Origin of the sequence: Campylobacter vicugnae (assembly GCF_002139875.1) — a bacterium.
Classification (GTDB): domain Bacteria; phylum Campylobacterota; class Campylobacteria; order Campylobacterales; family Campylobacteraceae; genus Campylobacter; species Campylobacter vicugnae.
The window spans coordinates 543,385-569,488 of the sequence record NZ_CP018793.1; the positions used below are offsets into that span (position 1 = coordinate 543,385).

The window sequence follows — 26,104 nt, forward strand, 5'->3', positions numbered from 1 at the left end:
GAACAAGATGGCTGAGGCGAAAAAATTCGTTCATAATGACATTGACAAAATCGATCTAGAAGAAGATTTTGCTACTATGTTTGAAGAGTCTTTAAAAAGTGAAGAGGCTACTGTGTGCGATGGTGTCATCGTTAATATAAAAGATGATGAAGTATATGTAGATGTACGCAAAAAATCTGAAGGTGTAATGAGTATATCTGAAATTACCGATGAAAATGGAAATTTGTTATTTAACATTGGTGATAGTATTAAAGTAGCAGTAACTGGCTCTAGAAATGGTAGACCTAGTGTATCGCATAAAAAAGCTCTTAGAAAAGAGAAAGTAAAAGCGTTCATAGATAACTTCAATGAAGATGCTGAAAATATATTTGATGTAAAAATTATATCAAAAAATAAGGGTGGTTTTGTTGCTGTTAATGATGAAGGTATTGAGTTTTTTATGCCTAAATCACAAAGTGGATTTAAAGATTCAAATCAAGCTATGAATAAGAGCTTTAAAGTTAAAGTGATCAAAATTGATAAAGATGATCAAAGTATCATTGTATCACGCAAAAAACTAGTTGATGAAGATAGAAAAAAACGCAAAGAGATAGTATCAGCAATTTTAGAAAATACAGATGTAATAGAAGGTACTATTAAAAAAATCACTACATATGGTATGTTTGTTGATGTAGGCGGTATAGATGGCTTAGTTCATTATAGTGAAATTAGCTATAAAGGTCCGGTAAATCCAAATACTTTATATAAAGAGGGTGATAAAGTAGATGTAAAAATTATTAAATATGATAATGAGAAAAAACATCTATCTTTATCTATTAAAGCTGCTACTCCAGATCCTTGGGATGAGATTAAAGATGGCCTAGAAGTAGGTGATACAATTAAGGTAACTGTAAGCAATATTGAGCCTTATGGTGCTTTTGTTGATTTGGGTAATGATATCGAAGGATTCTTACATATTAGTGAAATTTCATGGGATAAAAATATTAAAAACCCAAAAGAATTTATAAAAGAAAATGAAGAACTAGATGTTGAAGTTATCGAGATTAATCCAGTTAGTCGCCGTTTAAGAGTTAGCCTTAAAAATTTATTGCCAAAACCATTTGATGAGTTTAGCTCTAAATTTAAAGAGGGCGATGTGGTAAAAGGTGTAGTAACTACATTGACTAATTTTGGTGCTTTTGTTAGAGTTGGCGGCTTAGAAGGATTATTGCATAATGAAGATTCTTCTTGGGATCGCAATGATAAATGTAAAGATATATTTAAAGCTGGTGATGAAGTAGAAGTAAAAATAATTAAAATTGATCCAAAAGAGCAAAAAATATCTCTAAGTCAAAAAGATTTAAAAGCTAGTCCAGCTATGGAGTACGCTAAATCTCACTCTGTGGGCGATATTGTTAATGGAACTATAAGAGATATTAAAGATTTTGGTATTTTTGTAAGCCTAGATGGCAATGTAGATGCGCTAATCCGTAAAGAAGATATTGGATCGCTTGATATTGATTCTTTAAAAGTTGGAGATAGCATAGAAGCTGCTATTGCTTTTATTGATGAGAAAAAAAATAGAATTCGCCTAAGTGTAAAAAGATTAGCTAAACAAAAAGAGCGTGAAGTCTTAAATGAGATCAATGATGATGATAAAATGACACTTGGTGATATTATTAAAGAGCAATTAGCATAATTAAGTTATGAAAACTAACAGCCTTTATCTAATTTTAGCTGTTATATTTGTAGTAGTTTTTGGTGGATTTATAGCCCTTTTTGTCTATGCAAATTTAGGGCTATCTTCACCATTTGTTTGGACTACTAATAATAATGTAAATTTAGAATATAATTACCAAAAATCTGATAATTGGCTTGAAAAGATTGCAGAGTTTAAAAATAATAGCTCTGTTTTACCTACAAATTTAATGATAATTAATATAGAAGAGAAGAAAACATTTGCAAACAATAAATCTTCTAAACAGTATATATTAGTTATTAATAGATGTGATTTTTATTCTATGTTTTGTATAAATAGGGTTTTTAAAGATTTTAATTTAAATTTCACCGTAGTAAAAAATGGTGATATAGCTACTATTTATATAGATACAGATAATAAAGATATAGCCTTAGATGTAGTTAATGGACTAAAAAAATATAATATTCATACAACTTTAAAGGAAATTAACCTATGAAAACAGTTATAGTATGCGATGCTATTCATCCAGTAGGGTTTGAGATTTTAAACGCTCAAAATGATATAAAGGTTATCGATGCTGTAGATATGCCAAAAGATAAGCTTTTAGATATTTTAGGTGAAGCTGATGTAGCTATCACTCGTAGTTCAACTGATTGTGGTGAGAAATTTATAAATGCAGCTACTAAGCTAAAAGCTTTAGTTCGTGCTGGTGTGGGTGTAGATAATGTAGATATAGATGGCTTTTCTAAAAAGGGAATTATAGTTATGAATGTACCTACAGCTAATACAATTGCAGCTGTAGAGATGACTATGTGTCACCTATTAAATAGTGCTAGAAATTATATCAATTCTGTAAATGATCTACAACAAGATCGTGTTTGGAAACGTGAAAAATGGTATGGAAATGAGCTTTATGGCAAAACCTTAGGAGTTATCGGTTTTGGTAATATTGGCTCTAGAGTAGCATATAGAAGTCTTGCTTTTGGTATGAAAGTTATAGCTTATGATCCATATATTGATCCTAGCAAAGCTACTGATATGGGAGCTACATATACTACTAATTTTGATGATATTTTAGGTTGTGATTTTATTACAATTCATACACCAAAAAATAAAGAGACTACAAATATGGTAGATGAAGAGCAAATTGCCAAAATGAAAGATGGTGTAAGACTTATTAACTGCGCTCGTGGTGGCTTATATAATGAAGATGCGCTTTATAAGAATTTAAAAAGCGGTAAGATCGCTTATGCTGGTATAGATGTATTTGTCAAAGAGCCAGGAAATGATCATCCATTGCTAGATTTAAATAATGTAAGCGCTACTCCACACCTAGGTGCTAATACATATGAATCACAAAAAAATATCGCTATTGATGCAGCTGAACAAGCTATTAGCGCTGCAAGAGGCATTTGCTATCCAAATGCTTTAAATTTACCTGTTAAGGTTGAGGATCTACCTCCATTTGTAGCACCTTATACAGAGCTTTTACCTAAGATGGCGTATTTTGCATCTCAACTTATTGGCAAAAAACAGATTAAAGCTATTAGATTAGAGCTTGAAGGCGAAGTATCAGACTATGCTGAACCGATGTTATCATTTGCTATTGCAGGTGCGTTAAAAGATGTATTAGGGGATACTATAAATTATGAAAATGCTACTTTAAAAGCATCTGAAAAAGGTATCGAAGTATCTACAAATGTAGTTCCAGCAAGTGGATATAAAAGCAAGCTAACAGTTAAACTTATCACAGATGAAGACTCTGTAAGCGTGGGCGGAACTGTATTTAGCGAAACAGAACAAAGAATTGTAAGCGTAAATGGATTTAAGACTGATTTTAAACCAAAAGGCAGAATGATAGTATTTAAAAACCGCGATATCCCAGGCGTTATTAGTGATATTAGTGGTATTTTAGCTAAAGCTAAGATTAATATTGCTGATTTTAGACTAGGTAGAGACAATGATGGTTTTGCTTTAGCAGTTATACTAGTAGATGAAGATATTCAAAAAGATATTCTAGATCAACTAAATGCACTTGAAGCATGTGTATGGGCTAGATATGCGGTATTAATTTAAAAGGAGAAAATATGGCAACATACTCTATGGGAGACCTTAAAAAAGGCTTAAAAATTGAACTTGATGGAAAGCCTTATAAAATTGTTGAGTATCAACATGTAAAACCTGGAAAAGGCGCAGCATTTGTACGCGTAAAAATTAAATCATTCATTGATGGTAAAGTATTAGAAAAAACTTTCCATGCCGGCGATAAATGTGAGGCTCCAAATTTAGTAGAAAAAGAGATGCAATATCTATATGATGATGGTGAGTATTGTCAATTTATGGATGTTGAATCATATGAGCAAGTAGCAATAGCTGATGAGGATATTGGTGATGCGAAAAAATGGATGATAGATGGTATGATGGTTCAAATTCTATTCCATAATGGTAAAGCAATTGGCGTAGAGGTTCCGCAAGTTGTTGAGCTTAAGATTATTGAAACTCAGCCAAATTTCAAAGGCGATACTCAAGGAAGCAATAAAAAACCAGCCACTTTAGAAAGCGGTGCTGTAGTTCAAATACCATTTCATGTACTAGAAGGCGAGGTAATTCGTGTTGATACTGTGCGTGGAGAGTATATCGAAAGAGCAAATAAATAATACCTCTTACTCCTTGCAAAACTTTTTGCAAGGAGCTTCTTATAATTTATTTTAAACTTATACTATTTTAATATTTTATTAGATAAAATTTAACTCTAATTTATCAATATAGGGGTATCTATGAAAAGATTGATATATGGAGTTTTGTTGTTAATTTTAGCTTTTGGTGCCTATTTTTTAGTTGATAGTAAGCTAAAAATTGCTAAGTATAATTTTGATGCTAATAGTACTATTGGCAAAGTCAATATAACAAGCTTTAAAGACGAGTATAAGATTTTATATTTTGGATATACATTTTGTCCTGATATTTGCCCATCAACTCTTACTATTTTATCATCAGTAATTGATGAAATGGGACTTAATGATAAGATTAAGATTTTATTTGTTACGCTTGATCTTCAAAGAGATAATGAAAAAGAGTGTGATGAATTTGCTAAATATTTTTATGCTAATTCAGTTTGTTTAAAAATGCAAGATAGTGAGCTAAAAAAAGTAACCAAAAATTATAATGCAAAATATGAACTTGTAAATTTGCAAGATTCGGCTATGGATTACAGCGTAGCTCATAGCTCTTCAGTTTATCTATTTAAAAGAAATGGACAATTTTATAAAGAGATCTCAAATTTAACCAAAGATGAGATTAAAAAAGAGATTTTAGAGCTAACTAAAGATTAAAAATTAATCTTAACAAATCTATTGGTCTTATCAAATCTAAAGGTCAATAGATTTTGTAAAATCCCAAATAGACACATAAAGGTTATAAAGCTACTTCCACCATAGCTATAAAACGGCAACGGAATCCCTACTACTGGCGCAAAACCTATAGTCATAAATATATTTACGCTTACATAGATAAAGATTAGAAGTGCCACAGCACTTACTGCAGCCTTGATAAAATACTCATCTTTAAGCTTATAATTTAAGCTTAAAAGGTGCATAATCAAAAAGCCATATAGCATAATTAGTCCTGCACCACCGATAAATCCATATCTCTCAACAGTGTAGGCAAATATAAAATCACTTGTAGCAATTGGTAGGAATTTAAATTTAGTCTGTGTAGCCTCATCAATGCTTTTGCCAGTTATTCCGCCATTGCCGATTGCTATAATACTTTGCCTTACTTGATAGCTTGGTTTTTCGCTTATAAAGTCGGCTATTCTCTTTTTTTGATAGTCGTGTAGATTTTCATATAAAATTGGCGATAATATACCAATTAATAGTGCTATACTAATCCAAATTTTGCGATTAACGCCTACTATAAATAACACTCCATAGCCAGTAATTAATAGCATAAGAGCAGTTCCCAAATCTGGTTCTTTTAATATCAAAATAAATGGAAGTAAGATATAAATACTAAGCTTTAAGAATTGTTTTAAATTATAGCCTTCTTCATCTGGTGGAGTTTTTTTGATTAAATATGCTAGCATCAATACAAAAGCAGGTTTCATAATCTCACTTGGCTGAATAGTAAAATTAATAAATGGAATCTCAATCCATCTTTGAGCACCAAGTTTGCTAACGCCTACAAACTCAACACTTAGTAGCAAGATAATATTAACCCAATAAATTGATGGAATGAGCCATTCAAGTTTGCGAATTGGCAGTAGAAAAAATAGCATAAACGCCCCAAATCCAATAATATAATATGCTATCATTTTAGCAGATAATAGGTCGCTTGCTTCGTTGATTAGGCTATATGAAAGAAAGATAATAGGCAGTATAAGCGCTGGTTGAACATAGTCAAAATGTGTAAAAATTCTCTTATCTAGTAGTATCAAAATTTAAACCTAAGCAAAAATTGGCTAAAATTCTAGCTAAAAAAGGGTTAATATTGACTGAATTTATATCCTCTAAAAGCACAAGATTAGACCAAGAATTAGCATTATATCTTAAGATTTCAAGAAATCAAGTATTAAGCTTAATTAAAGGTGGTAATGTAAGCGTAAATGATAAAGTAGTAACAAAAGCTGGATTTAATCTAAATTTAGGTGATAAAATTAGCTTTATCTTGCCACAAACAACTCAAATTCAAAGTGAATTTAAAGCTGAGTTTGATGTAGAAATTTTATATGAAGATAGCGATATTTTAGTTATTAATAAACCAATTGGCGTTACTGTTCATCCAGCACCAAGTGTAAAAGAGGCTACGCTTGTAGAGTGGCTAAAACAAAAAAATTACACCCTCTCAACCATAGGAGGTGTTGAGCGAGCTGGAATTGTTCATCGTTTAGATAAAGGCACAAGTGGAGTAATGGTAGTAGCTAAAAATAATGAATCTCACGCAAGTCTAAGCTCTCAGCTAAGTAGTAAAGATATGGGTAGAATTTATTTAGCACTTTGTGATTTACCGCTTAAAGAAAATTGCATAATTGATAGACCAATTGGAAGACATCCGCAAAATAGACTAAAAAATACTATAGTAAGTGGAGCAAAGTCGGCTAAATCAGCATTTGCCAATATTTTAACAACTCAAAATAAAAGGGTAAATTTAATTGCTGCTAAGCTATTTACTGGACGAACTCACCAAATTAGAGTGCATTTAGCAAGCATAAATCGTCATATTTTAGGAGATGATTTATATGGTTTTAAGAGCAATAGTGATAGAATAAGCAGAATTTTTTTACATGCTTATATTTTAAGATTGATTCACCCTAGAAGTAATCAAATTATGGAATTTAAAGCCCCTTTGCCTAATGAGTTTTATGAATTAATTGGCAAAGAAGTTAATAAGGAGATAGTAGATGAGAGTACTACGCCTAGCATCTTGTGCGATATCTTTAGGGATAGTTCTTACTGGATGTATTGCAACTAAGACTACACAGATAAATCCAGATCTACCTACAATGAGTGGGTTAAAAACTATTAGCGATATTACTGAGATTGCTTTTGAATGGCCATTGATGGCTGATGCTAATATTAGCGGATACTATTTATATCGCTCAAATCCAAATGATAATCACCATTTAAATGTAATTGCTAAACTTAATGATAAATTTACTACTCACTATGTTGATAGTAATCTAGCTCCTGCGACTGAGTATCTTTACGAGCTTAGAACATATGATGAGTTAGGCAATATCTCAGGAGAAGGACAAAGAATTAGCGCTTCTACTCAGCCATTAATTGAGTCAGTATCATTTATTCAAGCTATTTATGGTTTGCCAAATAAAATAAAGGTTTTATGGCGTCCGCATCCAGATCTTAGAGTAGCCTCATATATATTAGAAAAAAGCTCACTATCTAGCGATCGTTGGCATGAGGTAGCCCGTATTAATGGTAGATTAAATGTTGAGTATATAGATAATGATGTAAAAGCTGGACAAAATTATAGATATAGAATTTCAGTAAAAACTTGCAATGGCATAGTTTCAGCACCTAGCAAGGTAGTTGATGCACAAGCTAAAGCCTTACTAAATATGGTAATGAATTTAAATGCTAGTGTAAATTTACCTAAAAAAATCTTACTAACATGGGAGCCAAATTTAAACGAAGATTTTGATCACTATGCAATTTATCGTGCAACTAATGAGATATTTCCTATGACAAAGATTGCTACAACTATAGATGTAGCTTATGAAGATTTAGTTAATGATAATGGAGTAAATTATTATTATAAAGTTACAGCTGTAGATAAAGATGGATTAGAAAGTCCGCGTCAAAACGCCCCAGTAGTAGGCTCTACGCTATCAGCACCTAAAGAGCCAGTATTTAATTATGCTAGATTTAATGATTCAGCAATAGAACTTAGCTGGAATATTAGTAGTGATTCAAGGGCAGTAAAATATAAAATTACTAAATCAAGCAAACAAGGCCAAGATATTATATATGATGTAGTTGGTCAAAGTTATAGTGATTTTAATATCCAAAGAGGCGTAGAATATACATATAAGATTCAAGCCATAGATGAGTATGGAATAGAGTCTAAATATAGTAAAAAAGCAGTGGTGATAACTAAATAATGCCAAATTTTGTAGCTAAGAATTTAAAAAATATAGAGCTTCCAGCTTCATTTGATGGAGTAGAGTTTATCTGGGAAGCTCTAAATGGTGATGAGAAGCTAGTTTATACTAAGGCTTTAGGATGTGAGTTTTGTCTAGTTGTAAAAGGACGCGCTAATAATTATGTAATTAAATGCGATAAATTATCTAGACCAGCCAAACTCGAAGCTGTACAAAGAGCACTAGAGGCTTATAAACAGCTTTTTGCTTGTGAAGTTATAAGTCAAGCAACAGCTATTAAAAAGTCTAAAAATAGTAATCAAAGTGATTATATAATTAGCAGTGATGAGCTTGTAAATAGGCTTGAAAATTGTGAATATAAAAAGATTTTTGTAGAGATTGGATTTGGTAGTGGTAGGCATCTACTTTATCAAGCCAAAGAGAATCCTGATACGTTAATTATCGGTATTGAGGTTTATAAACCAGCTTGTTTGCAAGTAGAAAATTTAGCTGGAATTAATAAGCTTAAAAATATTATACTTTTAAATTTAGATGCTAGACTTGTAATGAGTTTATTGCGATCAAATAGTATAGATAGGTTGTTTTTGCACTTTCCAGTTCCATGGGGCAAAAGCAAAATGAGACGCGTAGTAAGTCCTCAGTTTGCCATAGAAGCTAAAAGAGTTATAAAAGATAGTGGAACATTTGAGTTAAGAAGCGATGATAGGGAGTATAGCGATTATACTATTGGCTGTTTTATGGATCTAAATGATGCAAATATACAGATATATAAAAATAGATTTTTAGAAGTTTCAAGTAAATATGAAGATAGATGGATAAGACAAAATAAAAATATTTATGATGTGATTTGCTCATTTTATGGTAGTAGCGATGAGTTGGATTTAGATTTTAAATTTGAGTTTAATGGGTTGGATTTAGAGTATATTAAATTAAATTTTGCCAACAAAACTATAAAATATAGCGATCACTTTATCCATTTAGAAAGAATATATATACTTTGTGATGGTTCAGCTTTATTAAGAGTAGCATTTGGATCATTTTATAGGCCTGAGCATAGATATATATTAATCACAAAAGAGTGCGCATTATATCTATTTAAAAAGCCGCTTTTAACACCAGAAAATATTAAAGCTCACAAGAATTTAGAGGATATGCTAAGATGCGTCACATTGTAGAAGCTAGAGATTTAGTTTTAGAGTATGATAAGAGTTTTAAGGTTATAAATGGTGCTAGTTTTAATATAAATGTGAATGATTTTGTATTTATAACTGGAAAAAGTGGTAGTGGAAAATCTACTTTAATTCGCTCGATGTATGGAGATATGGATATTAGTAGTGGTAGTTTAAATGTATGCTTGAGTGAATTAAAGGGTATTAATAGATCAAGTTTAGCACTTCTTCGTCAAAGGGTTGGAATAATATTTCAAGATTTTCGCTTAATTAATGAGTGGAATGTAGAAAAAAATGTAATGTTACCGCTAATAATCAAGGGCTACAATCAAAGTGTATGCAAAAAACAGGCTGCAAAATTGCTAAATCATGTAAATTTGCTTCATAAAGCTGATAAATTTCCTTTAGAATTAAGTGGTGGAGAACAGCAAAGAGTTGCGATGGCAAGGGCATTAGCACATAATCCACAGCTTCTTTTATGCGATGAGCCAACTGGTAGTTTAGATGATTATTCTAGTGATGTTATTTGGTCTCTTCTTAGGTCTGCAAAAGAGGGATTGGGAACTTGTGTTGTAGTTGTAACACATAAAATTCCTTCAGGATTAAGAATGCATTATCGTCACTTTGAGCTATCCAATGGAGAGATAAATGAGATCATTTAAGAGCCATATTAGTGTTATTTTTCCACTTTTGATATTGCTTTTTGCTATTGAGTTTAGTTTGATGCTTGGCAAATTTGTAAAAGATTATGAGTTAAAAATGGCAAATGATTATAATATCATAATTGTATCAGAAGTAGAGTTAAATGATAATGCGTTAATTCCGATTGTACCGGCATTTGCCTCTTTAAGCACACTAGATGCAAATTTAGTTTTAAATCGTTTAAAAAATGATATATCTGCTAAAAATATATCTGTATTAAGCAGCATATTGCCAAAGTTTTACTCGCTTAAATTAACTAAATTCCCATCTAAGGATACAATGATTAGCATTAAATCAAATTTGAGCAAAATGCAAGGCATAAAGCGTGTTGAGACCTTTTCTAAAACACATGACCAAATTTATAATATGCTAATTTTGTCTAAAAATGTAGCTGAGTGTTTTGTAATTTTAGTAGGACTTTTAGGGCTTGTGTTAGTGTTTAAGCAGATGCAAATTTGGCTTTATGAACATCGTAGAAGAGTTGAGATTATGACACTTTTTGGTGCACCATATTGGTTAAAATCGGCTATGCTTTATAAGTTAGCAATTATAGATAGTGTTATAGCTACTACATTAGTTGTGATATTTTATGCGATTTTTCCTGCTCTTCCAAGCTTTAAAAGTGCAATTTTTGCTGTAGGGTTTGATCAACCAAATTTAAATTTATTAAATGATGCAGGTATATTATTTAGTGCATCAATTGGAATTTCTATCATTGCAGTTAGCCTTGTTATGCTGCTTTCAAGGCGTAGATGATGAAGTTTTTGCTATTTATTACTCTTATTTTTTGCACGCTTTTTGCTTCTAATGTCTCAGAAAAGATTAAAGATCAAAAAAATAGCATCAATTCAGCTAAAAAGCTTGAAAATCAAATCAATAAAAAGCTTGAAGAGTTAGCTAAAGATATTATCGCTGGTAATAAAGATGTTCAAAATACTGCTAAACAAATCAGTGAATTATCCAAGCAAGTTGAAGCCTTAGAAGATAGCGCTCATAGTGCCAATGTCGAACTTGATAAGCTTACAAGTCAAAATGGCGAGCTTATTAAGAGTCAAAAAGATATGGAGCTTAGAATGATTAAGATTATAAGCGAGGATTTTGCTTATGATCTTGTTGCTCCAAATGATTATAGCGAGAGTCAAGATAGCATTATTGCAACTGAAATTTTGCTAAATTTAAATAGTGTGATGAATAGCGAATTTAAAAAGCTTGCTCAAGATTATGAAAAAACGACAAATTTGATAAAATCTCAATCTAAAAAGATAGAGTCTATTAAATTTGACCTTAGAGAATTTCGTCAAAAACAAGCCTCTTTAAAAGCTTTGCAAACCAAGCAAAAAAAGAATTTAGAAATTTTAAATCAAGATAAGGTTATTTACTCTAAAAAATTAAATGATATTAAAAAACAGCAAAATGAGATGCGAAAGACTCTTGAGAGTTTGCAAATCTTAGCTGCAAAACCAAAAGAAGAGCCTAAAGAACAAACCCAAACCAAAAATACAGTAAAAAGCGATGATGTGCGTATGATAGGCTCAAGCTATCAAGCTGGAAATGTAAAGCGATATAATGGGGCTAAAACTATCGCGCCATTGGATAAATTTAGTGTTAAACAAAAATTTGGTGATTATGTTGATCCAGTTTATAATATTAAAATTTTCAATGAATCAGTTGTGCTACGCTCAGATACAACTGATGCTAGGGTTAAAAATGTATTAGCTGGAACAATTGTCTTTGCTAAGCAAACACCAATACTTGATAAGGTTGTAATAGTAGAAAATAGTAATGGAATTCATACTATTTATGCTCATCTTGATAAGATTGCTCCGACTATAAAAGTGGGTCAAAAGATTAAAAAAGGCTATGTAATTGGAAGGGTAAAGCAAGATTTAACATTTGAAGTAACGCAGAAAAATTATCATATAAATCCACTTGAACTAATTGCTATGAAGTGATTAATTTAAATTTAGTCATAATTAGTCTTGCTAATTAATGCGTTTTTTAATTTGTTTTAGATATAATTGCCAAATTTTATGGAGATTGTAATGAATAAAAATAAGCGAATTTTGGTTAAATTTTCTGGTGAAGCACTCGCTGGTGGCAATGGATTTGGGATTGATTCTCATATTTTAAGATATATTGCTGGAGAGATTAAGGCACTAGTAAATAGCGGTATTGAAGTAGGTATTGTAATTGGCGGTGGTAATATAATTCGTGGAGTAAGTGCTGCTGAGGGCGGCATAATTAAAAGAACAAGTGGCGATCATATGGGTATGCTAGCTACTGTTATTAATGCGATTGCTATGCGTGAAGCACTAGAGCACTCAGGATTAGATGTAAGGGTTCAAAGTGCTATTAAGATGGAAGCAATATGTGAGACATTTATTACTGGTAGAGCTCAAAGACATCTAGAGAAAAAAAGAGTTGTAATATTTGCTGCTGGGACGGGAAATCCATTTTTTACCACTGATACTGCTGCAACTCTTAGAGCTATTGAGATAGATGCTGATATGATAATAAAAGCTACAAAAGTAAATGGAGTATATGATAAAGATCCAATGAAATTTGATGATGCTAAGCTACTAAATGAGTTAAGCTATGAAAGAGCTATGGAAGATAACATAAAAGTTATGGATGATACAGCTATAGCATTAGCTAAAGATAATTCATTGCCAATTGTAGTTTGCAATATGTTTGAAGATGGAAATCTATTAAAAATTGCAAATGGTGATTATACTAACTGTTCAATAGTTAAAAATTTATAAGAAAGGGTAATAATGAGAATAGAAGAAATAGCTGCTAAAGCCTTAGAGGCTGTGGGTGATGATAGATACCAACTAGCACTTTTAGTAGCAAAAAGAGCTGAAGCTATAGCAAACGGAGCTCAAATTTTAGTAGAAGTGAATGCTCAAAAAATGAAATTTACAGATATTGCGCTTTTAGAGATAGCACAAGGGAAGATCGCTTTAGAGGGAATCGTTGAATCAAATAGATAGCGAGCAGCTTTTAGAGCAGCTTATTGATGATGTTATCTGTGCTAAAAGCATAGAATCGGCAAAGGATGTTTTATACTCAGTAGCTAAGCCTACTGGTATGCTACTTAAAGCGGTTGATTATTGCATTAGGTTGCATGATGGGCAGTTTAGAAAAAGTGGTGAGCCGTACTCGATACACCCGATTTTAGTCTGTTCATTTGTAGCGCATATGGGTGGCGATGAAAGTATGCTTATTGCTGCGTTATTGCATGATGTAGTAGAGGATACTGAGTGTAGTGAAGAGGAGTTGCAGTTTGAATTTGGCGAAGAGGTTGCTGTGCTTGTTCGTGGGCTTACAAAGATTGTAGCAATTAGAGAAAATGAACTTATTAGTTCTAGTTCTAATGAGAAGCTAGCAGCCTCAGCTTTAACATTTAGAAAGATGCTTTTAGTATCAATAGAAGATGTTAGGGTACTTATTATCAAGCTATGTGATAGACTTCATAATATGCTTACTTTAGGTGTATTAAAACCAGAAAAGCAAAAAAGAATATCAGAAGAGACTCTTGTAGTTTATGCACCTATTGCCCATAGACTTGGTATCTCATCTATTAAAAATATATTAGAAGATCTAAGTTTTAAATATGTTATGCCTAAAGAGTATGCTGGAATCGAGTCATATATTAACGAGCATAAACAGCAGCTTCAGCTTAAAATTAACTCATTTAGCCAAAAAGTAAGCGAAAAGCTCCTCGCTCACGGCTTTTCTGAAGATAATTTTATTATTCAAAAGCGTATTAAACACTACTATTCAATATATCTAAAGATGCAAAGAAAGGGAATTAGTCTAGAGGAGGTTTTGGATCTTTTAGCTATTAGAATTCTTGTTCATAATCCAAAAGATTGTTATTTGGCTCTTGGTATTATACATATGAATTTTAATCCTTTAATATCTAGATTTAAAGATTATATAGCTTTACCAAAACAAAATGGATATCAAACGATCCATACGACAATTTTTGATAATAAAACTATTATCGAGGCTCAAATTCGCTCATTTGATATGCATAAAACAGCAGAGTATGGAGTTGCAGCTCATTGGAAATATAAAAGTGGTGGTTTGGTTTCTCCTAAGCTTGATTGGTTAAGCGATATCAAGGCTCAAGAGAGCGATGATAAGAGTATCGAAGATCTATATGAGTATGCCAAAGATAGCCTATATGTGGAAGATATAGCGGTATATTCGCCAAAAGGTGGGATATTTACTTTGCCTAGAGGCGCTACGGCTTTGGATTATGCGTATGAGATTCACTCTGAGGTTGGTTTGCACGCTAAAGAAGCCTATATAAATAGAATAAAAGTACCATTGCTTACTGAACTCAAAAATGGAGATATAGTTCGTATTATTACTGGAGATGAGGCCAAATATAGATGTAGTTGGCTAGATAGCGTAAAAACTGGTAAGGCTAGGGCGACTATTAGAAGTTTTTGCCGTCAAAAGCTAAGAGATATTAATTATCAAGTATCTATTGATATTTTAGTTGCTATATTTAATGTTACAGAGGTTAAAATTTTAGAGTGGTTAGAACAAGAGGGTTTAACTAAAAAAATTTCAAAAATTGCTACTGATTCAGTCTATTTAAAAGAGATAGTTCAAATTCTAGATACTCACTCCAAAAAAGATAAGCTATTTTCACTTAAATTTAGCGACAAACATGAGATTAAAAAGCAAAAATTTGATAATATTGTAGTATATTCAAATTATACTATTAAAAGCGTAGATTTTGATTATTGTTGTAATCCAAAACGCGGCGATGATATTATAGGTTTTAGAAATGGTAGCAATGTTACAGTTCATCATAAATTATGTGAAAGAGCTGCAAAACTCATGAGTGATAAAGAAGAAATGATCTTTGTCAAATGGACAAGAAACGCTCCGCATAGATATAAAGTAATTGTAAGTATTGAGAATAAGCGTGGAAGTTTGGCTGAGTTTTTAACCTATCTTGCTAAGTTAAATGTTGATTTAGTTACTATTACACTTAGCGAAAGTGATGATCTGATTGCTGCTGATTATTTTGATGTGGTAATAGAGTTAAGTGAAAATTTAGATAGTTCGGTAATTAAAGATAGATTAAAAGATCGCTATAAAATAGCTGAATTTACTTCACTAAGTGATGCATATAAAAATTAAGGAATAGATATGATATCTAAAATTATGAGTGAGATTAAACGCGGAACTGCCGAGATAATCGATTATGAGCGTATTGAAAATTTAATCAAAGATTACTATGAAAATGGTAAAAAATTTTATATTAAAGCGGGCTTTGACCCTACGGCTCCAGATCTTCACTTAGGACATACAGTAGTTTTAAATAAGATGAGATTGCTTCAAGAACATGGCGGTATTGTGCAGTTTTTAATTGGAGATTTTACTGCAAAAATTGGCGATCCAACCGGCAAGAGCGTTACTAGAAAAATCTTAAGCGATGAAGTAATTGCTCAAAATGCCAAAACATATAAAGAGCAAGTTTTTAAAATATTAGACGAGAGTAAAACTGAAGTAATGTTTAATTCTGCTTGGCTTAATACTTTAGGTGCTGATGGGCTTATAGCACTTGCTAGTACTTTTAATGTAGCTAGAATGCTTGAGCGTGATGATTTTACTAAACGATATAAGGCTGAGACTCCAATTGCTATTAGTGAGTTTTTATATCCACTGTTACAAGGATATGATAGTGTGGCGATGAAGTGCGATATTGAGATGGGTGGAACAGATCAGAAATTTAATCTTTTAATGGGTAGGACTCTTGGTCGTACCTATAATATCGGAAAAGAACAAGCAATTATAATGATGCCGCTTCTTGTCGGGCTTGATGGTGTTAATAAGATGAGTAAAAGCCTAGGCAATTATATTGGTGTAACTGAATCAGCCAATGATATTTTTGGAAAAACTTTAAGTATTAGCGATGAGCTTATGTGGGTATGGTATGAGCTTTTAAGCAGTCTTAGCAGTGATGAGATTATCAAGTTAAAAAGCGATGTAGAAAGCGGGATAGTTCATCCTAAAGTTGCAAAGGAAAATCTAGCTTTAGAACTTGCAGCTAGATTTAATACTCAAGAAGCAGCCTTAGCTGCAAGAGATGAGTTTAATAGAGTTCATGCTAAGGGGCAACTTCCAAGCGATATGGCTAAATTTGAGATAGAAGCTGATAATATCTGGATTGTAGAGGCACTTAGCCTATGCAAGCTTTCTGGATCAAACTCAGATGCTCGTCGCCATATTAAAGCAAATGCAGTCAGCGTTGATCAAGTTAAAATTAGCGATGATCAATTAAGGCTTAGTAAGGGTGAATATGTATTGCAAGTTGGTAAAAAAGCTTATGCTAGATTAGAGGTAAAATAATGGAATTAAAAAGTTTAAAAATAGGCAAATATGAGATTAAATATCCCATCATCCAAGGTGGTATGGGGCTTGGTATAAGCTGGAATAAACTAGCTGGTAATGTGAGCTTAAATGGCGGACTAGGTGTAATTAGCTCTGTTGGTACTGGATACTATGAACATAGGGCTCATATTACTAAGGAGTTAAATTCAAAACCATATGATAGTGTAAATTTTTACTCTAGAAATGGCTTTAAAGCTATTATTGATAATGCTCGTAAAATTTGCGGTGATAAACCACTAGCAGCAAATATAATGTGTGCTAGCAATGATTATGCTAGAATAGTAAAAGATGCGTGCGAACATGGCATAAATATCATAATATCTGGTGCTGGTTTGCCTACAAATTTACCTGAGCTTACTAAAGGGTTTGCTGATGTGGCTCTTGTACCGATTGTAAGCTCTGCTAAAGCGTTAAAGATTATATGCAAACGCTGGTATGAACGCTACAATCGCTTACCAGATGCGGTTGTGTTAGAAGGACCACTTAGTGGAGGACATCAAGGCTTTACATATGAGCAGTGTCTAGATCCAAACTATCAGCTAGAAAATCTTATTAAACCAGTAGTAGATGAGGCTTCCAAATGGGCTGAAGTAGGAGGAAATCCAATCCCAGTAGTAGCTGCTGGTGGAATCTGGGATCATGATGATATTGCTAAAGTTATTGGTCTTGGAGCAAGTGGCGTGCAAATGGGGACTAGATTTATAGGAACTCATGAGTGTGATGCAGCAGATGGATTTAAAGAGGTTTTATTAAATGCTAAAAAAGAGGATATTAAACTAATTAAAAGTCCTGTAGGCTATCCAGCACGCGGAATTCAAACAAATCTTCTTAATTTGGTAGAAAAAAATGCTGGTCCAAAAATTCAATGCATTAGCAACTGTGTAGCTCCATGTCAGCGTGGTAAAGAGGCTAAACAAGTAGGGTATTGTATTGCTGATAGACTATATGATGCTGTAAGCGGAAATAAGGAGACTGGGCTATTTTTTAGTGGTGCAAACGGATATAGATTAAATGAGATAATTAGCGTTAAAGAGCTTATGAAAAAGTTGGTTTATGGGGAAAATAGCTAAGCTTTTATTGCCATTTTTGCTTGTTGTTTTTGCCTTTGGTGGTGGAATATTTGATGAATTTGATAATAAATTTGCCAAGGCAAAAAAGCAAGATCAAATTCAAATTTATCATGAATTAAAGGGTATCTATCTCAACTCTATACTAAATGATAATAAAAAATTACAACTAGAGAGCTTAAAAAGATTAGTAAGTGGTGCAAAAACTCTTGGTGTGGATTATAGCGTATATGCTAAAGAGCTAGATACTATAAGTCCAAAAATAGATAAAAACGAGCTAAAGCCAAAAAGTGTAAATAAAGAAGATAGCAAACAAGCTAAAACTAAAAATCAAACTAATAACTCTAAAGAGAGCCAAAAAATAAATTCCAAAAATCAAAAAAATATAGAATATAAGGTGCTATCTACATCAAGCACGCAAAGTAAATTTACTATTACATTAAATGCAGATGCTACTAATTTAAATATTAAAAAATCTGAATTAAATACCAATAAAAGTTATCGTCAGATTTTTGATTTTGATGGGATTTTAATCAAAGAGTATAAAAAACAAAAGAGTCAAATTTCTAATCAAATAAGAGTGGCTCAATTTGATAAAGATAGCATTAGAGTAGTATTTACTAATAATACAAAACAAAATATAGGCTATAAGATTAATGGTAAGAGTATAATTTTTAGTCTAAATAGTGCTAATTCTAAAGATAATAATATACAAAAAACAGCAACCAATACTTCTAAAAAAATTAACTCAAATCAAAAAAATCAATCTACATCAAAATCAAATAGACCTACTCAAACTCAATCAAAAGCTACAAATATTGGCAAAAATAAGGTGATAGTCTTAGATGCTGGACATGGTGGAAAAGACCCAGGTGCAGTAGGCAAAAATAAACTATATGAAAAAGATATCGTATTACATATAGCCTTAGAAGCTGGTAATATCTTAAAAAAACGCGGTTATAAAGTATATTATACAAGAAGTAATGATAAGTTTATCAATCTTAGAAATCGTACTAGCTTTGCAAATGATAAAAACGCTGATATATTTATCTCTATTCATGCAAACGCTTCACCAAATAACAAAAAAGCCAAAGAGATGCAAGGAATAGAGACATATTTTTTAAGCCCAACTAGAAGCGAAAGAAGTATGCAAGTTGCAAATTTAGAAAATAAAGCTGATACTGATGAGATGAACTATTTTACTAAAATTAGTTATCTAAATTTCTTAAATCGTGAAAAGATTATTGCTTCAAATAAGCTTGCAATTGATGTGCAAGCTTATTTATTAGGAGCAGTAAAATCTAAATTTAAAGTAGTAGATGGTGGAGTAAGAGAGGCGCCATTTTGGGTTTTAGTAGGTGCGCAGATGCCTGCTGTGTTAATAGAGACTGGATATATATCTAATGATAATGACCATAAACTACTATCAAATAAGGGTTATAGAAACAAAATTGCTCTTGGTATAGCAAATGGAATTGATGATTATTTTGTTAAAAATAGATGATAAAATACCATAATAACGCACTTTATAACTCTGAATTTGATGATATATATTTTAATACTTATGAGCCTTTGGCTGAGTGTGAGTATGCTTATAGTAGCGCTTTAGATGGAGTTAATAAAAGTGCAATTGTAGTAGCTGAGGCTGGATTTGGCGTTGGGTTGAATTTCTTTTGTACTATTGCAAAGTTTAAAAGCTTAAATAAAAAGAGTCTTCACTATATTGCAGTTGAAAAGTATCCATTTAGCAAAGATGAATTAGCTAGTATTTATGAGCAATTCGGGCTTGATAGTGCTATTTATAAAGAGTTTTTAGATAGTTATCATATCGTGCCAAATTCGCTTTTGCGTATATATTTATTAAATCATACAATTATTCTTGATTTATATTTTGGTGATATTTTAGAATTTTTAGACGAGTGCGAGTTTAGGGCTGATGTTTGGTATTTAGATGGTTTTGCTCCAAGTAAAAATCCACAAATGTGGAGTGAGGAGTTTTTATCAAATTTAGCTTGTTACTCTTATAAAGATACAATTATTAGAAGTTTTAGTTGTGCTAGAGTTGTTCGTGATAGACTTAGTCAAAATGGATTTGAAGTTGGCAAACTAAAGGGTTATCATAAAAAGCGAGAGATGTTACAAGCTATTTGCATAGAGCCAAAATCTAGGATAAAAAAGCAAATTTGGTTTGATTTACCAATAGTTACAAACCCAAAAACTATCTTAATAATTGGTGCTGGAATTTCTGGACTAGCTATTGCTACTTTATTTAAAGAGGCTGGATTTAATGTAGTAGTAGCTGAGTCCAATGAGAAGGCCGCACAAGGTGCAAGCTCAAATTTAGCTGGAATTTGCGCTCCACTTATTACTCAACCTGGCGTAGCTTTGGGTGATATGCATATGAGTAGTTTTTTGCTCTCTAGGCAATTTTATAAGCAATTTGGTGGTGATTTTGTAGATTTTTGTGGGTGTGATGAGTATTTAGTAAATGATAAAATGCTGAGTAAATTCAACCACGATAGCAAGTTTTTTAGTATCAGTAATGATATTTATCCTAAAGCAAATATTGATTTAGCTATGCAAATTCAGCCTCAAAATCTCTGCTTTGCATTGGCAAAAAATCTTGAGATTTATTATGGATATGAGCATAAATCGCTCAAACAGCTAGAAAGTTGTTATGAGGTGAATTTTAGCAATTTAAAGACAATTAAAGCCGATGTAGTAATATTTGCTAATGGCAATAGGGCAAAAGAGCTTTTTATAAGTGAATTTAGCGATGCATATATGCAGCTTAGCTCGGTGCGTGGGCAGACTACTTTAGTTGATGAGTTTATGAGTCTTAATAGACCACTAAGTGCTAGAGGATATATCACAAAGGCTATTCATGGGGTGCAATTAGTAGGAGCTAGCTACGCACGAAGCGATGATGATGCTTTGCCTCGTAGTAGTGATGATGATGAAAATATAGCTTTAGTAGATGAATTTTTAAGTAATAAAAAGCCAAATATAATTGGTTCTAATGTTGGATTTAGAGGTTATAGCGGCGATAGATTCCCTATAATTGGCGGGATTCATAATGCTAGTGAATATATAAAAATATATAATTCGCTTTTATGGACAAAAAATAAACCTTCTAATAAATCTCCAGTTTATTATCAAAATTTATTAATATCTGCTGCTCATGGCTCTCGTGGGCTTAGTACATCAATTTTGGGTGCAAATATCTTGCTTGATATGGTTTTGGGTCGTCAAATTTGTGTTAAAAAAAGTACTATTGATGCATTAAATCCATCTAGATTTATAATTAGAAAGCTGAAAAAGGGCTTAGTAAAATCAAGTAGCTAAAATAGTAAGCTAATTTAATAATAAATTTGGTTAGAATTAGCAAAACTATAAAAAAGGTGAGAAAATGCATTGGCAAGATACGCAAATAGCAGTTGTAGAACATGGTGGTAGATTTTTTGCTTTAAATGGCTGGAATGATGAGTATTTTGATAGATGTTGGGAGTGTTCTAGTAAAGATGGCAAAAAATTTGATAGTATTGTCGGTGATGAAACATATAGAATTTGGCATGATGAAAATGGCGTAAGACTTGAACCTAATTGTTTTGGAGCAAAAGAGAGTGCTGAGTATATGTATAAGGTTTTAGTACCATACTCTGGAGCGGCAAATAGTTTAAGTGGTGAGATTTTGCGTGCAGTTTTATGCATTGAAAATAAAGAATCAAGAATAGATGGTGCTATTAAATTTTTAGAAAATCATATAGATGATAGTGCTACTTTAGAGCTTTTAGAATTTATAAAAAATGGCGATGATTCGAAATTTGCTGAATTAAAAAGTAGAATTGAAAGCGATATATATTCTAAGTTTTTAGCAAATGAATTTATAGATAATTATGAAGATTTTGAGGATTTGGCAGATTAATCTGCCAAATTTCTATGACCATGGCAAACTAGCACTTAACTCATCAAAATCGCTTTCATATTTTGATTTTAGTGAGTTTATGTAGTTTTGGTTTTTATTCATTAAAGTAGCTAATTCCGCTTCTAATGTGTTTATAAATTTAGTGATAAATGTTGAATTTCCAGTAAATTCACTCTCAAACTCATAGTAGCTTAGCTCATTTAATATTCTCTCATTTATCTCACTAAGTCTAGGATAATATAGACTAAATGCAAGTGGATCAGACTCATAATCTTGACTACTTTTTTCACACTTTTGAGCAATGAAATTTACACTTAGCCTAATTGCATTTTGATAGTTTGCACTAACTTTTATAAATACTCTTTCAAAAAATAGCCCTAAATTTGCAAATTTAGCTAAAAATAGAGTCTCAATATGGCTTATAAATAAAGAGTATACTTCGCTTGAGAATTTGCGAATATCAGCAAATAAAAGATCAGAGTGTAATATATCTGATTTTCTAAGGCTTTCATATTTTGCTTTATAGCGAAGTGTAAGCTCTTTTAACTCATCAAATATAGCCTGTAAATCAGCTAAAATTTCATCTTCAAACTCGCTTAAATCCCGTCTAAATTTCTTAAAAATTTTAGCAAATTTCTCATCATTATATATAAGTTTGCCTAAAATCTCATCTCTATCAAGACTTACTCTTTCATACTCTACTTTCTCAAAGCTATTTTTGCTTAGTAGGCCATTTTTTTCTTTATAATATGCTGATTTTTCATTTTTTAAAGCACCATTAATCTCACCAGCTATTAATGCTGCATTTTGTTTGATTGCTTCAAAAAATATCTCAAATTTAGAGTTATATCTATCTTTTAACTCATTAAATTTTACACTTGTTCGGTCTTGAAATTTAGTAAAAATATTTGAAATTTCATCTAAAATTTCTATAAAATGTAGATTTTGATTTTGTGATGATATGAGTATATTTTTACATGTAGATTTTATAAAATTCTCTTTGGTATTTGCAATTCTATCTAAAAACTCAAATACCGCTTCAAATCCGCTATTTGGATTATTTTCTCTTTGTAGTTTAGCTGATATTGCAGCTACGGAGCTAAAGTGAGTTGAATATGTTGTATTAGCATGAGTAAGTACTCTAGCAATATCTTCATTGCTTAGTTTATCTTTTTGATTTAGTAGTGCAATTGCATTTTGTCTTAAATCATTTGGGATAGCGTTAAGCTCATCAAGTTCGCTTTTTCTAGCAGCATTATCAATAAGACTAATCCAAATAAGTGCTACAGCCTCTTTTAAAATCATTTTTGTCTCATAGGTATCAGCATCGCTTCTAGAGTTTAGTCCTGGAGTATCTATAAAGCTTATCTTTTTTAGTATCTCATTTGGAGCGTAGATTGTTAGATTTTTGACATCTTTTAAAGCGTGGCGTTGATCGACAAAGGCGCTAAGCTCATCAATATTTTTATACTCATCTCTACCATCATTGTGCAAAATTTTTAGCATATAGTTTGGTGCATATTTGATAAATGTAGGCTTTGCTGTAACTGGTACAACTCCAGTAGGCAAGATATCTGAGCCTAAAAGAGCATTTAAAAAACTAGATTTTCCACTACTAAATTGCCCTACAATAGCTACAAGCGGCGGCTCATGACCTAAAGTGCTAAGATAGTTTAATTTATCAATTAGCTCTTTGCTAGGGTGAAATTTAGGCTCACTAATAAGAGCAAAAAATCTCTCCAATTCTCCGATAAATCCATCATCAAAACTTATTTGATAAATTCTTTGGTACTCTTTTATAAACTCTTTTAGCATAGTTCTATCCTATTTTTAATCTCTTGACATTGTGCAATTTTGCTATCTATATCAGCTATTAGCTGTTCTTTATCTTTGATATTATCAAATGTTGATTTTGCTAGTAAATTTATTTGTCCTTCTTTTGTTTTTAAATGCTCTTTTATAGAGTCTAGCTCTGATTTTATGCTTGATATATACTCTTTTGTGCAAGTAGTTGCAAGCGTGCTAAGCTTATTTGGTAAATTTAAGTCTGCTATAAAATTATCAAAAATTATAGTCAAATTTGCACCTACATTTTCAATATTTTTATCACTTTTTATGGCTTTAATTACATCTTGATTTAGGATTTCATAGTTTATTTTAGGTAGATGCTCATCTATATAAGATCTAATATCGGGCAGATTTAAATTTGCATTTTTTGTTCCTAATTTTAACTCTAAAATTTTACTAGCTGAGTCTATATCTTTACTAATTTGCTGCTTGAAGTCTCTGAAAAAATCTATAAAAGAGTCATTAAATCCACTCTCAATTATAACTCCAAGTCGCGCAGTATCTAGTTTGATTTTTTTATTTGAGGCGTATTTTACATCACTTATTACTCTATCTTTAATCTTTGCACTTATAGCTTTTAGTGTAGCATTGCTATTTTCATTATCATAATTTAATCTCTTTAGTAGATTTTCAAGTTCGCTATTTATGCTATTTGTAAGGGAGTTTATCTCATCTATCTCATTTTGCAAAGAATTAGCAAGCTCTTTAGCAGTTGATGCATCTGAGGTTAGGGCTGTTTTTTGTGCTTTTAGATCATCATCTATTAGTTTTGTGATGTGAATTAACTCTTTTTTATAATTATCTATAATTAAAGTTGCTTTTTTTGAATTTGGACCAAAAAAGCTCTCATATAAGTAGTTTTTAAGCTCATCAATACCAATATTTTTAATCGCTGAGATGGTAAAAAACTTCGTATCATCAGCCAAACTCTCATCAAAGCCACACTCAGCAAGCTCGGTTTTAATGCTATTTTTAGTATAATTTAACACCTCTTTTATATCATTTTGGTTAAGTTTATCTACATGAGTAAGCCCAATTATAAGCCCGCCACTTTTACCATTTTTTAGTGTATTTACGATAAAAGCCATATCCTTTTTAGTTGCACTTTGGCTAGCGTTCATTAGGTGAAGTGTAAAATCACTTTGACTCATATAGTTTGCTGTTAAAATCTCACGAAGCACTACTGCATCATCAAGTCCTGGAGTATCAACTATATCAATTCCATCTTTTAATATATCAAGTTTAATGCCTAAAATAACCTCTTTTACCATTTTGCTAATCTCATTAGCAGCTGTAGTATAAGATTTTAACTCATCTATTGGAACGATTTTATCTTCTAATTTTTTTGGCTCTAGACCCATTGATTCTAGCTCATTTGGCGACCAAAAGCAGACCTTAGCATACTCATCTTGACTATATGTTAAAATGCTTAAATTTGCAGTTTCTGGGATATTTGATGCGCCTAGTATTTTTTTATTCATTAGTGCATTTAGAGTACTACTTTTACCAGCATTTATAACACCAGTAACTGCTATTTTAAATTTAGAATTATTAGCACTTTCATATGCATTGCTTAATCTTTTACTAACTTCGTTGAGTTTAAATTCGCTTAAGATTTGATGAATTTCATTTAATGTATGTAAATTTTTATGAAATGGCTGAGTTTCAGCACTATTTTGAATAGTAGGGTTTAATTCAAGATTATTTATAAAATCACTTATAAGATTATATCCATTAAAATCTATAATCTCATTTTTGGCTAATTCATTTAATCCATTTAATACTTTTTGATTATCTATTTTTATAGATTTTATAGCATTGATTATACCTATTTGACTTAATTGGACGCTATACTCGTTTAGATTTAAATTTGCTTTTGAAAATATATCTTTTAAGCTTTGAAGTTTGATTAATCTATCATAATTTCGTGGAGTAATAGATAGTATTATTGCTGCTTCATCGCTACTAAATTGGCTTATATGATTTTCATCAACATATAAAGCTTTAATTCCCCAAATTTGTTCTAATATTTCAACCATTTTTTACCTTTTTAACTCTTGATATTAATAAAATTAGACCCAAAATCAAAGCCAAACCAAATATAATAGCAGAAATTTGTGCCATATTAATTAGCTTTAAGTTTGGGATTAGATACCAGCCATTTTGATATAAATCTATCAAATAGGCTTGAAGTGGGTCAAATTTACTTCCAAGTGGCGGCTTAGGCATATCAAGGCCGCACTCTCCAGTTGCTTTAAATAGTGATGGCATAATCTCATCCCATGCAATTTGTAGCTCAAAAATAGGCCTATCAAGACAGCCTTTTACTCCAAATGGATTTGCATTGGCAATTGCTTGATGGATTGTATTTAGTTTTAAACTCTCTAAAAGACCACAAATCGCCCCATAACTAAAAACTAAAACCCCAAATATATAAAGTAAAATTTGCTTATAAAATATTGCTATAAAAATAGCTCCAAACCCAGCTATAATCATATAATATCGTATATAGATACACTGCACACATGGACGCATATATAGATAATTTTGAAATATAAAATGCGCCACGCCGACGCAAAAAAGCATAAAAACACCTATATAAATCCATAATCTTTTACTACTCATTTAATACCATTGTGTTGAATTTGGGCTTTATTATAACCAAAACTTGCTATAATT

At 31.7% G+C, this 26,104-nt stretch carries 23 protein-coding genes; 19 read left to right on the plus strand and 4 right to left on the minus strand.

The genetic code is table 11. From position 1 onward, the window contains the following. The first annotated feature begins 7 nt into the window (after positions 1 to 7). The 5 genes from CVIC12175_RS02825 to CVIC12175_RS02845 all read left to right on the plus strand — a co-directional run bounded on the left by CVIC12175_RS02825 (position 8) and on the right by CVIC12175_RS02845 (position 5,010). Positions 8 to 1,678, plus strand: coding sequence for a 30S ribosomal protein S1 (locus tag CVIC12175_RS02825; RefSeq protein ID WP_086255412.1), 1,671 nt, complete (start codon positions 8 to 10; stop codon positions 1,676 to 1,678). 7 nt (positions 1,679 to 1,685) lie between these two features. Then, a complete protein-coding gene (locus tag CVIC12175_RS02830) occupies positions 1,686 to 2,174 on the plus strand; it encodes a hypothetical protein (protein WP_086315837.1) in 489 nt (162 codons plus the stop codon). Beyond that, positions 2,171 to 3,754 (plus strand): phosphoglycerate dehydrogenase, encoded by a 1,584-nt coding sequence (serA, locus tag CVIC12175_RS02835; RefSeq protein ID WP_086255410.1) that lies wholly within the window; start codon positions 2,171 to 2,173, stop codon positions 3,752 to 3,754. The genes CVIC12175_RS02830 and serA overlap by 4 nt, the downstream gene beginning before the upstream one ends. An 11-nt stretch (positions 3,755 to 3,765) precedes the next feature. Continuing rightward, a complete protein-coding gene (gene efp, locus CVIC12175_RS02840; RefSeq protein WP_086246684.1) occupies positions 3,766 to 4,335 on the plus strand; it encodes an elongation factor P in 570 nt (189 codons plus the stop codon). Positions 4,336 to 4,455: 120 nt separating this feature from the next. Then, positions 4,456 to 5,010: an SCO family protein gene (locus CVIC12175_RS02845; RefSeq protein ID WP_086248152.1), complete on the plus strand. Its 555-nt coding sequence runs from the start codon at positions 4,456 to 4,458 to the stop codon at positions 5,008 to 5,010. Here CVIC12175_RS02845 and CVIC12175_RS02850 read toward each other — a convergent pair. Beyond that, positions 5,007 to 6,113, minus strand: a complete 1,107-nt coding sequence (locus tag CVIC12175_RS02850; protein ID WP_086302444.1) for an FtsW/RodA/SpoVE family cell cycle protein — start codon at positions 6,111 to 6,113, stop codon at positions 5,007 to 5,009. The two genes, CVIC12175_RS02845 and CVIC12175_RS02850, sit on opposite strands and share 4 nt — an antisense overlap. Positions 6,114 to 6,166: 53 nt before the next feature. Here CVIC12175_RS02850 and CVIC12175_RS02855 point away from each other — a divergent pair, with 53 nt between their 5' ends. The 14 genes from CVIC12175_RS02855 (at position 6,167) to CVIC12175_RS02920 (ending at position 21,577) form a co-directional block, all read left to right on the plus strand. Beyond that, positions 6,167 to 7,147, plus strand: a complete 981-nt coding sequence (locus CVIC12175_RS02855) for an RluA family pseudouridine synthase (protein ID WP_086256787.1) — start codon at positions 6,167 to 6,169, stop codon at positions 7,145 to 7,147. Further along, complete coding sequence (locus CVIC12175_RS02860) at positions 7,077 to 8,294, plus strand: fibronectin type III domain-containing protein (protein ID WP_086302443.1); 1,218 nt, start codon at positions 7,077 to 7,079, stop codon at positions 8,292 to 8,294. The genes CVIC12175_RS02855 and CVIC12175_RS02860 overlap by 71 nt, the downstream gene beginning before the upstream one ends. Then, entirely contained in the window at positions 8,294 to 9,469 is a 1,176-nt protein-coding gene (gene trmB, locus CVIC12175_RS02865; RefSeq protein WP_086302442.1) for a tRNA (guanosine(46)-N7)-methyltransferase TrmB, read from the plus strand. Before CVIC12175_RS02860 ends, trmB begins: the two co-directional genes overlap by 1 nt. After that, positions 9,454 to 10,125: a cell division ATP-binding protein FtsE gene (locus CVIC12175_RS02870; protein ID WP_086246678.1), complete on the plus strand. Its 672-nt coding sequence runs from the start codon at positions 9,454 to 9,456 to the stop codon at positions 10,123 to 10,125. Before trmB ends, CVIC12175_RS02870 begins: the two co-directional genes overlap by 16 nt. After that, positions 10,112 to 10,921, plus strand: coding sequence for an FtsX-like permease family protein (locus tag CVIC12175_RS02875; RefSeq protein WP_192940160.1), 810 nt, complete (start codon positions 10,112 to 10,114; stop codon positions 10,919 to 10,921). Before CVIC12175_RS02870 ends, CVIC12175_RS02875 begins: the two co-directional genes overlap by 14 nt. Next, a complete protein-coding gene (locus CVIC12175_RS02880; RefSeq protein ID WP_086315838.1) occupies positions 10,918 to 12,117 on the plus strand; it encodes a murein hydrolase activator EnvC family protein in 1,200 nt (399 codons plus the stop codon). The genes CVIC12175_RS02875 and CVIC12175_RS02880 overlap by 4 nt, the downstream gene beginning before the upstream one ends. A 90-nt stretch (positions 12,118 to 12,207) precedes the next feature. Then, a complete protein-coding gene (gene pyrH / locus CVIC12175_RS02885) occupies positions 12,208 to 12,927 on the plus strand; it encodes a UMP kinase (RefSeq protein ID WP_086248157.1) in 720 nt (239 codons plus the stop codon). Positions 12,928 to 12,939: 12 nt separating this feature from the next. Then, complete coding sequence (locus tag CVIC12175_RS02890) at positions 12,940 to 13,158, plus strand: DNA-directed RNA polymerase subunit omega (RefSeq protein WP_086248158.1); 219 nt, start codon at positions 12,940 to 12,942, stop codon at positions 13,156 to 13,158. Between the two features lie 97 nt (positions 13,159 to 13,255). Then, positions 13,256 to 15,331, plus strand: a complete 2,076-nt coding sequence (locus tag CVIC12175_RS02895) for a RelA/SpoT family protein (protein ID WP_407932385.1) — start codon at positions 13,256 to 13,258, stop codon at positions 15,329 to 15,331. Between the two features lie 9 nt (positions 15,332 to 15,340). After that, complete coding sequence (tyrS, locus tag CVIC12175_RS02900) at positions 15,341 to 16,543, plus strand: tyrosine--tRNA ligase (RefSeq protein ID WP_407932383.1); 1,203 nt, start codon at positions 15,341 to 15,343, stop codon at positions 16,541 to 16,543. Further along, positions 16,543 to 17,655: a nitronate monooxygenase gene (locus tag CVIC12175_RS02905; protein ID WP_086254063.1), complete on the plus strand. Its 1,113-nt coding sequence runs from the start codon at positions 16,543 to 16,545 to the stop codon at positions 17,653 to 17,655. Before tyrS ends, CVIC12175_RS02905 begins: the two co-directional genes overlap by 1 nt. After that, positions 17,639 to 19,156, plus strand: coding sequence for an N-acetylmuramoyl-L-alanine amidase (locus CVIC12175_RS02910; RefSeq protein ID WP_086315841.1), 1,518 nt, complete (start codon positions 17,639 to 17,641; stop codon positions 19,154 to 19,156). The genes CVIC12175_RS02905 and CVIC12175_RS02910 overlap by 17 nt, the downstream gene beginning before the upstream one ends. Continuing rightward, entirely contained in the window at positions 19,153 to 20,997 is a 1,845-nt protein-coding gene (mnmC, locus tag CVIC12175_RS02915; RefSeq protein WP_086315842.1) for a bifunctional tRNA (5-methylaminomethyl-2-thiouridine)(34)-methyltransferase MnmC2/FAD-dependent 5-carboxymethylaminomethyl-2-thiouridine(34) oxidoreductase MnmC1, read from the plus strand. The genes CVIC12175_RS02910 and mnmC overlap by 4 nt, the downstream gene beginning before the upstream one ends. 64 nt (positions 20,998 to 21,061) lie before the next feature. Continuing rightward, positions 21,062 to 21,577 (plus strand): hypothetical protein, encoded by a 516-nt coding sequence (locus tag CVIC12175_RS02920; RefSeq protein ID WP_086315843.1) that lies wholly within the window; start codon positions 21,062 to 21,064, stop codon positions 21,575 to 21,577. 12 nt (positions 21,578 to 21,589) lie between these two features. On the opposite strand, the gene CVIC12175_RS02925 is transcribed toward CVIC12175_RS02920, so the two are convergent. Genes CVIC12175_RS02925 through CVIC12175_RS02935 form a run of 3 tightly spaced genes read right to left on the minus strand, consistent with a single transcriptional unit; the run spans position 21,590 to position 26,050 of the window. Further along, on the minus strand, positions 21,590 to 23,392 hold the full coding sequence (locus CVIC12175_RS02925) for a dynamin family protein (RefSeq protein WP_086315844.1): 1,803 nt from the start codon (positions 23,390 to 23,392) through the stop codon (positions 21,590 to 21,592). Continuing rightward, positions 23,386 to 25,464, minus strand: a complete 2,079-nt coding sequence (locus tag CVIC12175_RS02930) for a dynamin family protein (RefSeq protein WP_086256778.1) — start codon at positions 25,462 to 25,464, stop codon at positions 23,386 to 23,388. The genes CVIC12175_RS02925 and CVIC12175_RS02930 overlap by 7 nt, the downstream gene beginning before the upstream one ends. Beyond that, positions 25,457 to 26,050, minus strand: a complete 594-nt coding sequence (locus CVIC12175_RS02935) for a disulfide bond formation protein B (protein WP_086256777.1) — start codon at positions 26,048 to 26,050, stop codon at positions 25,457 to 25,459. Before CVIC12175_RS02935 ends, CVIC12175_RS02930 begins: the two co-directional genes overlap by 8 nt. Positions 26,051 to 26,104 lie beyond the last annotated feature (54 nt).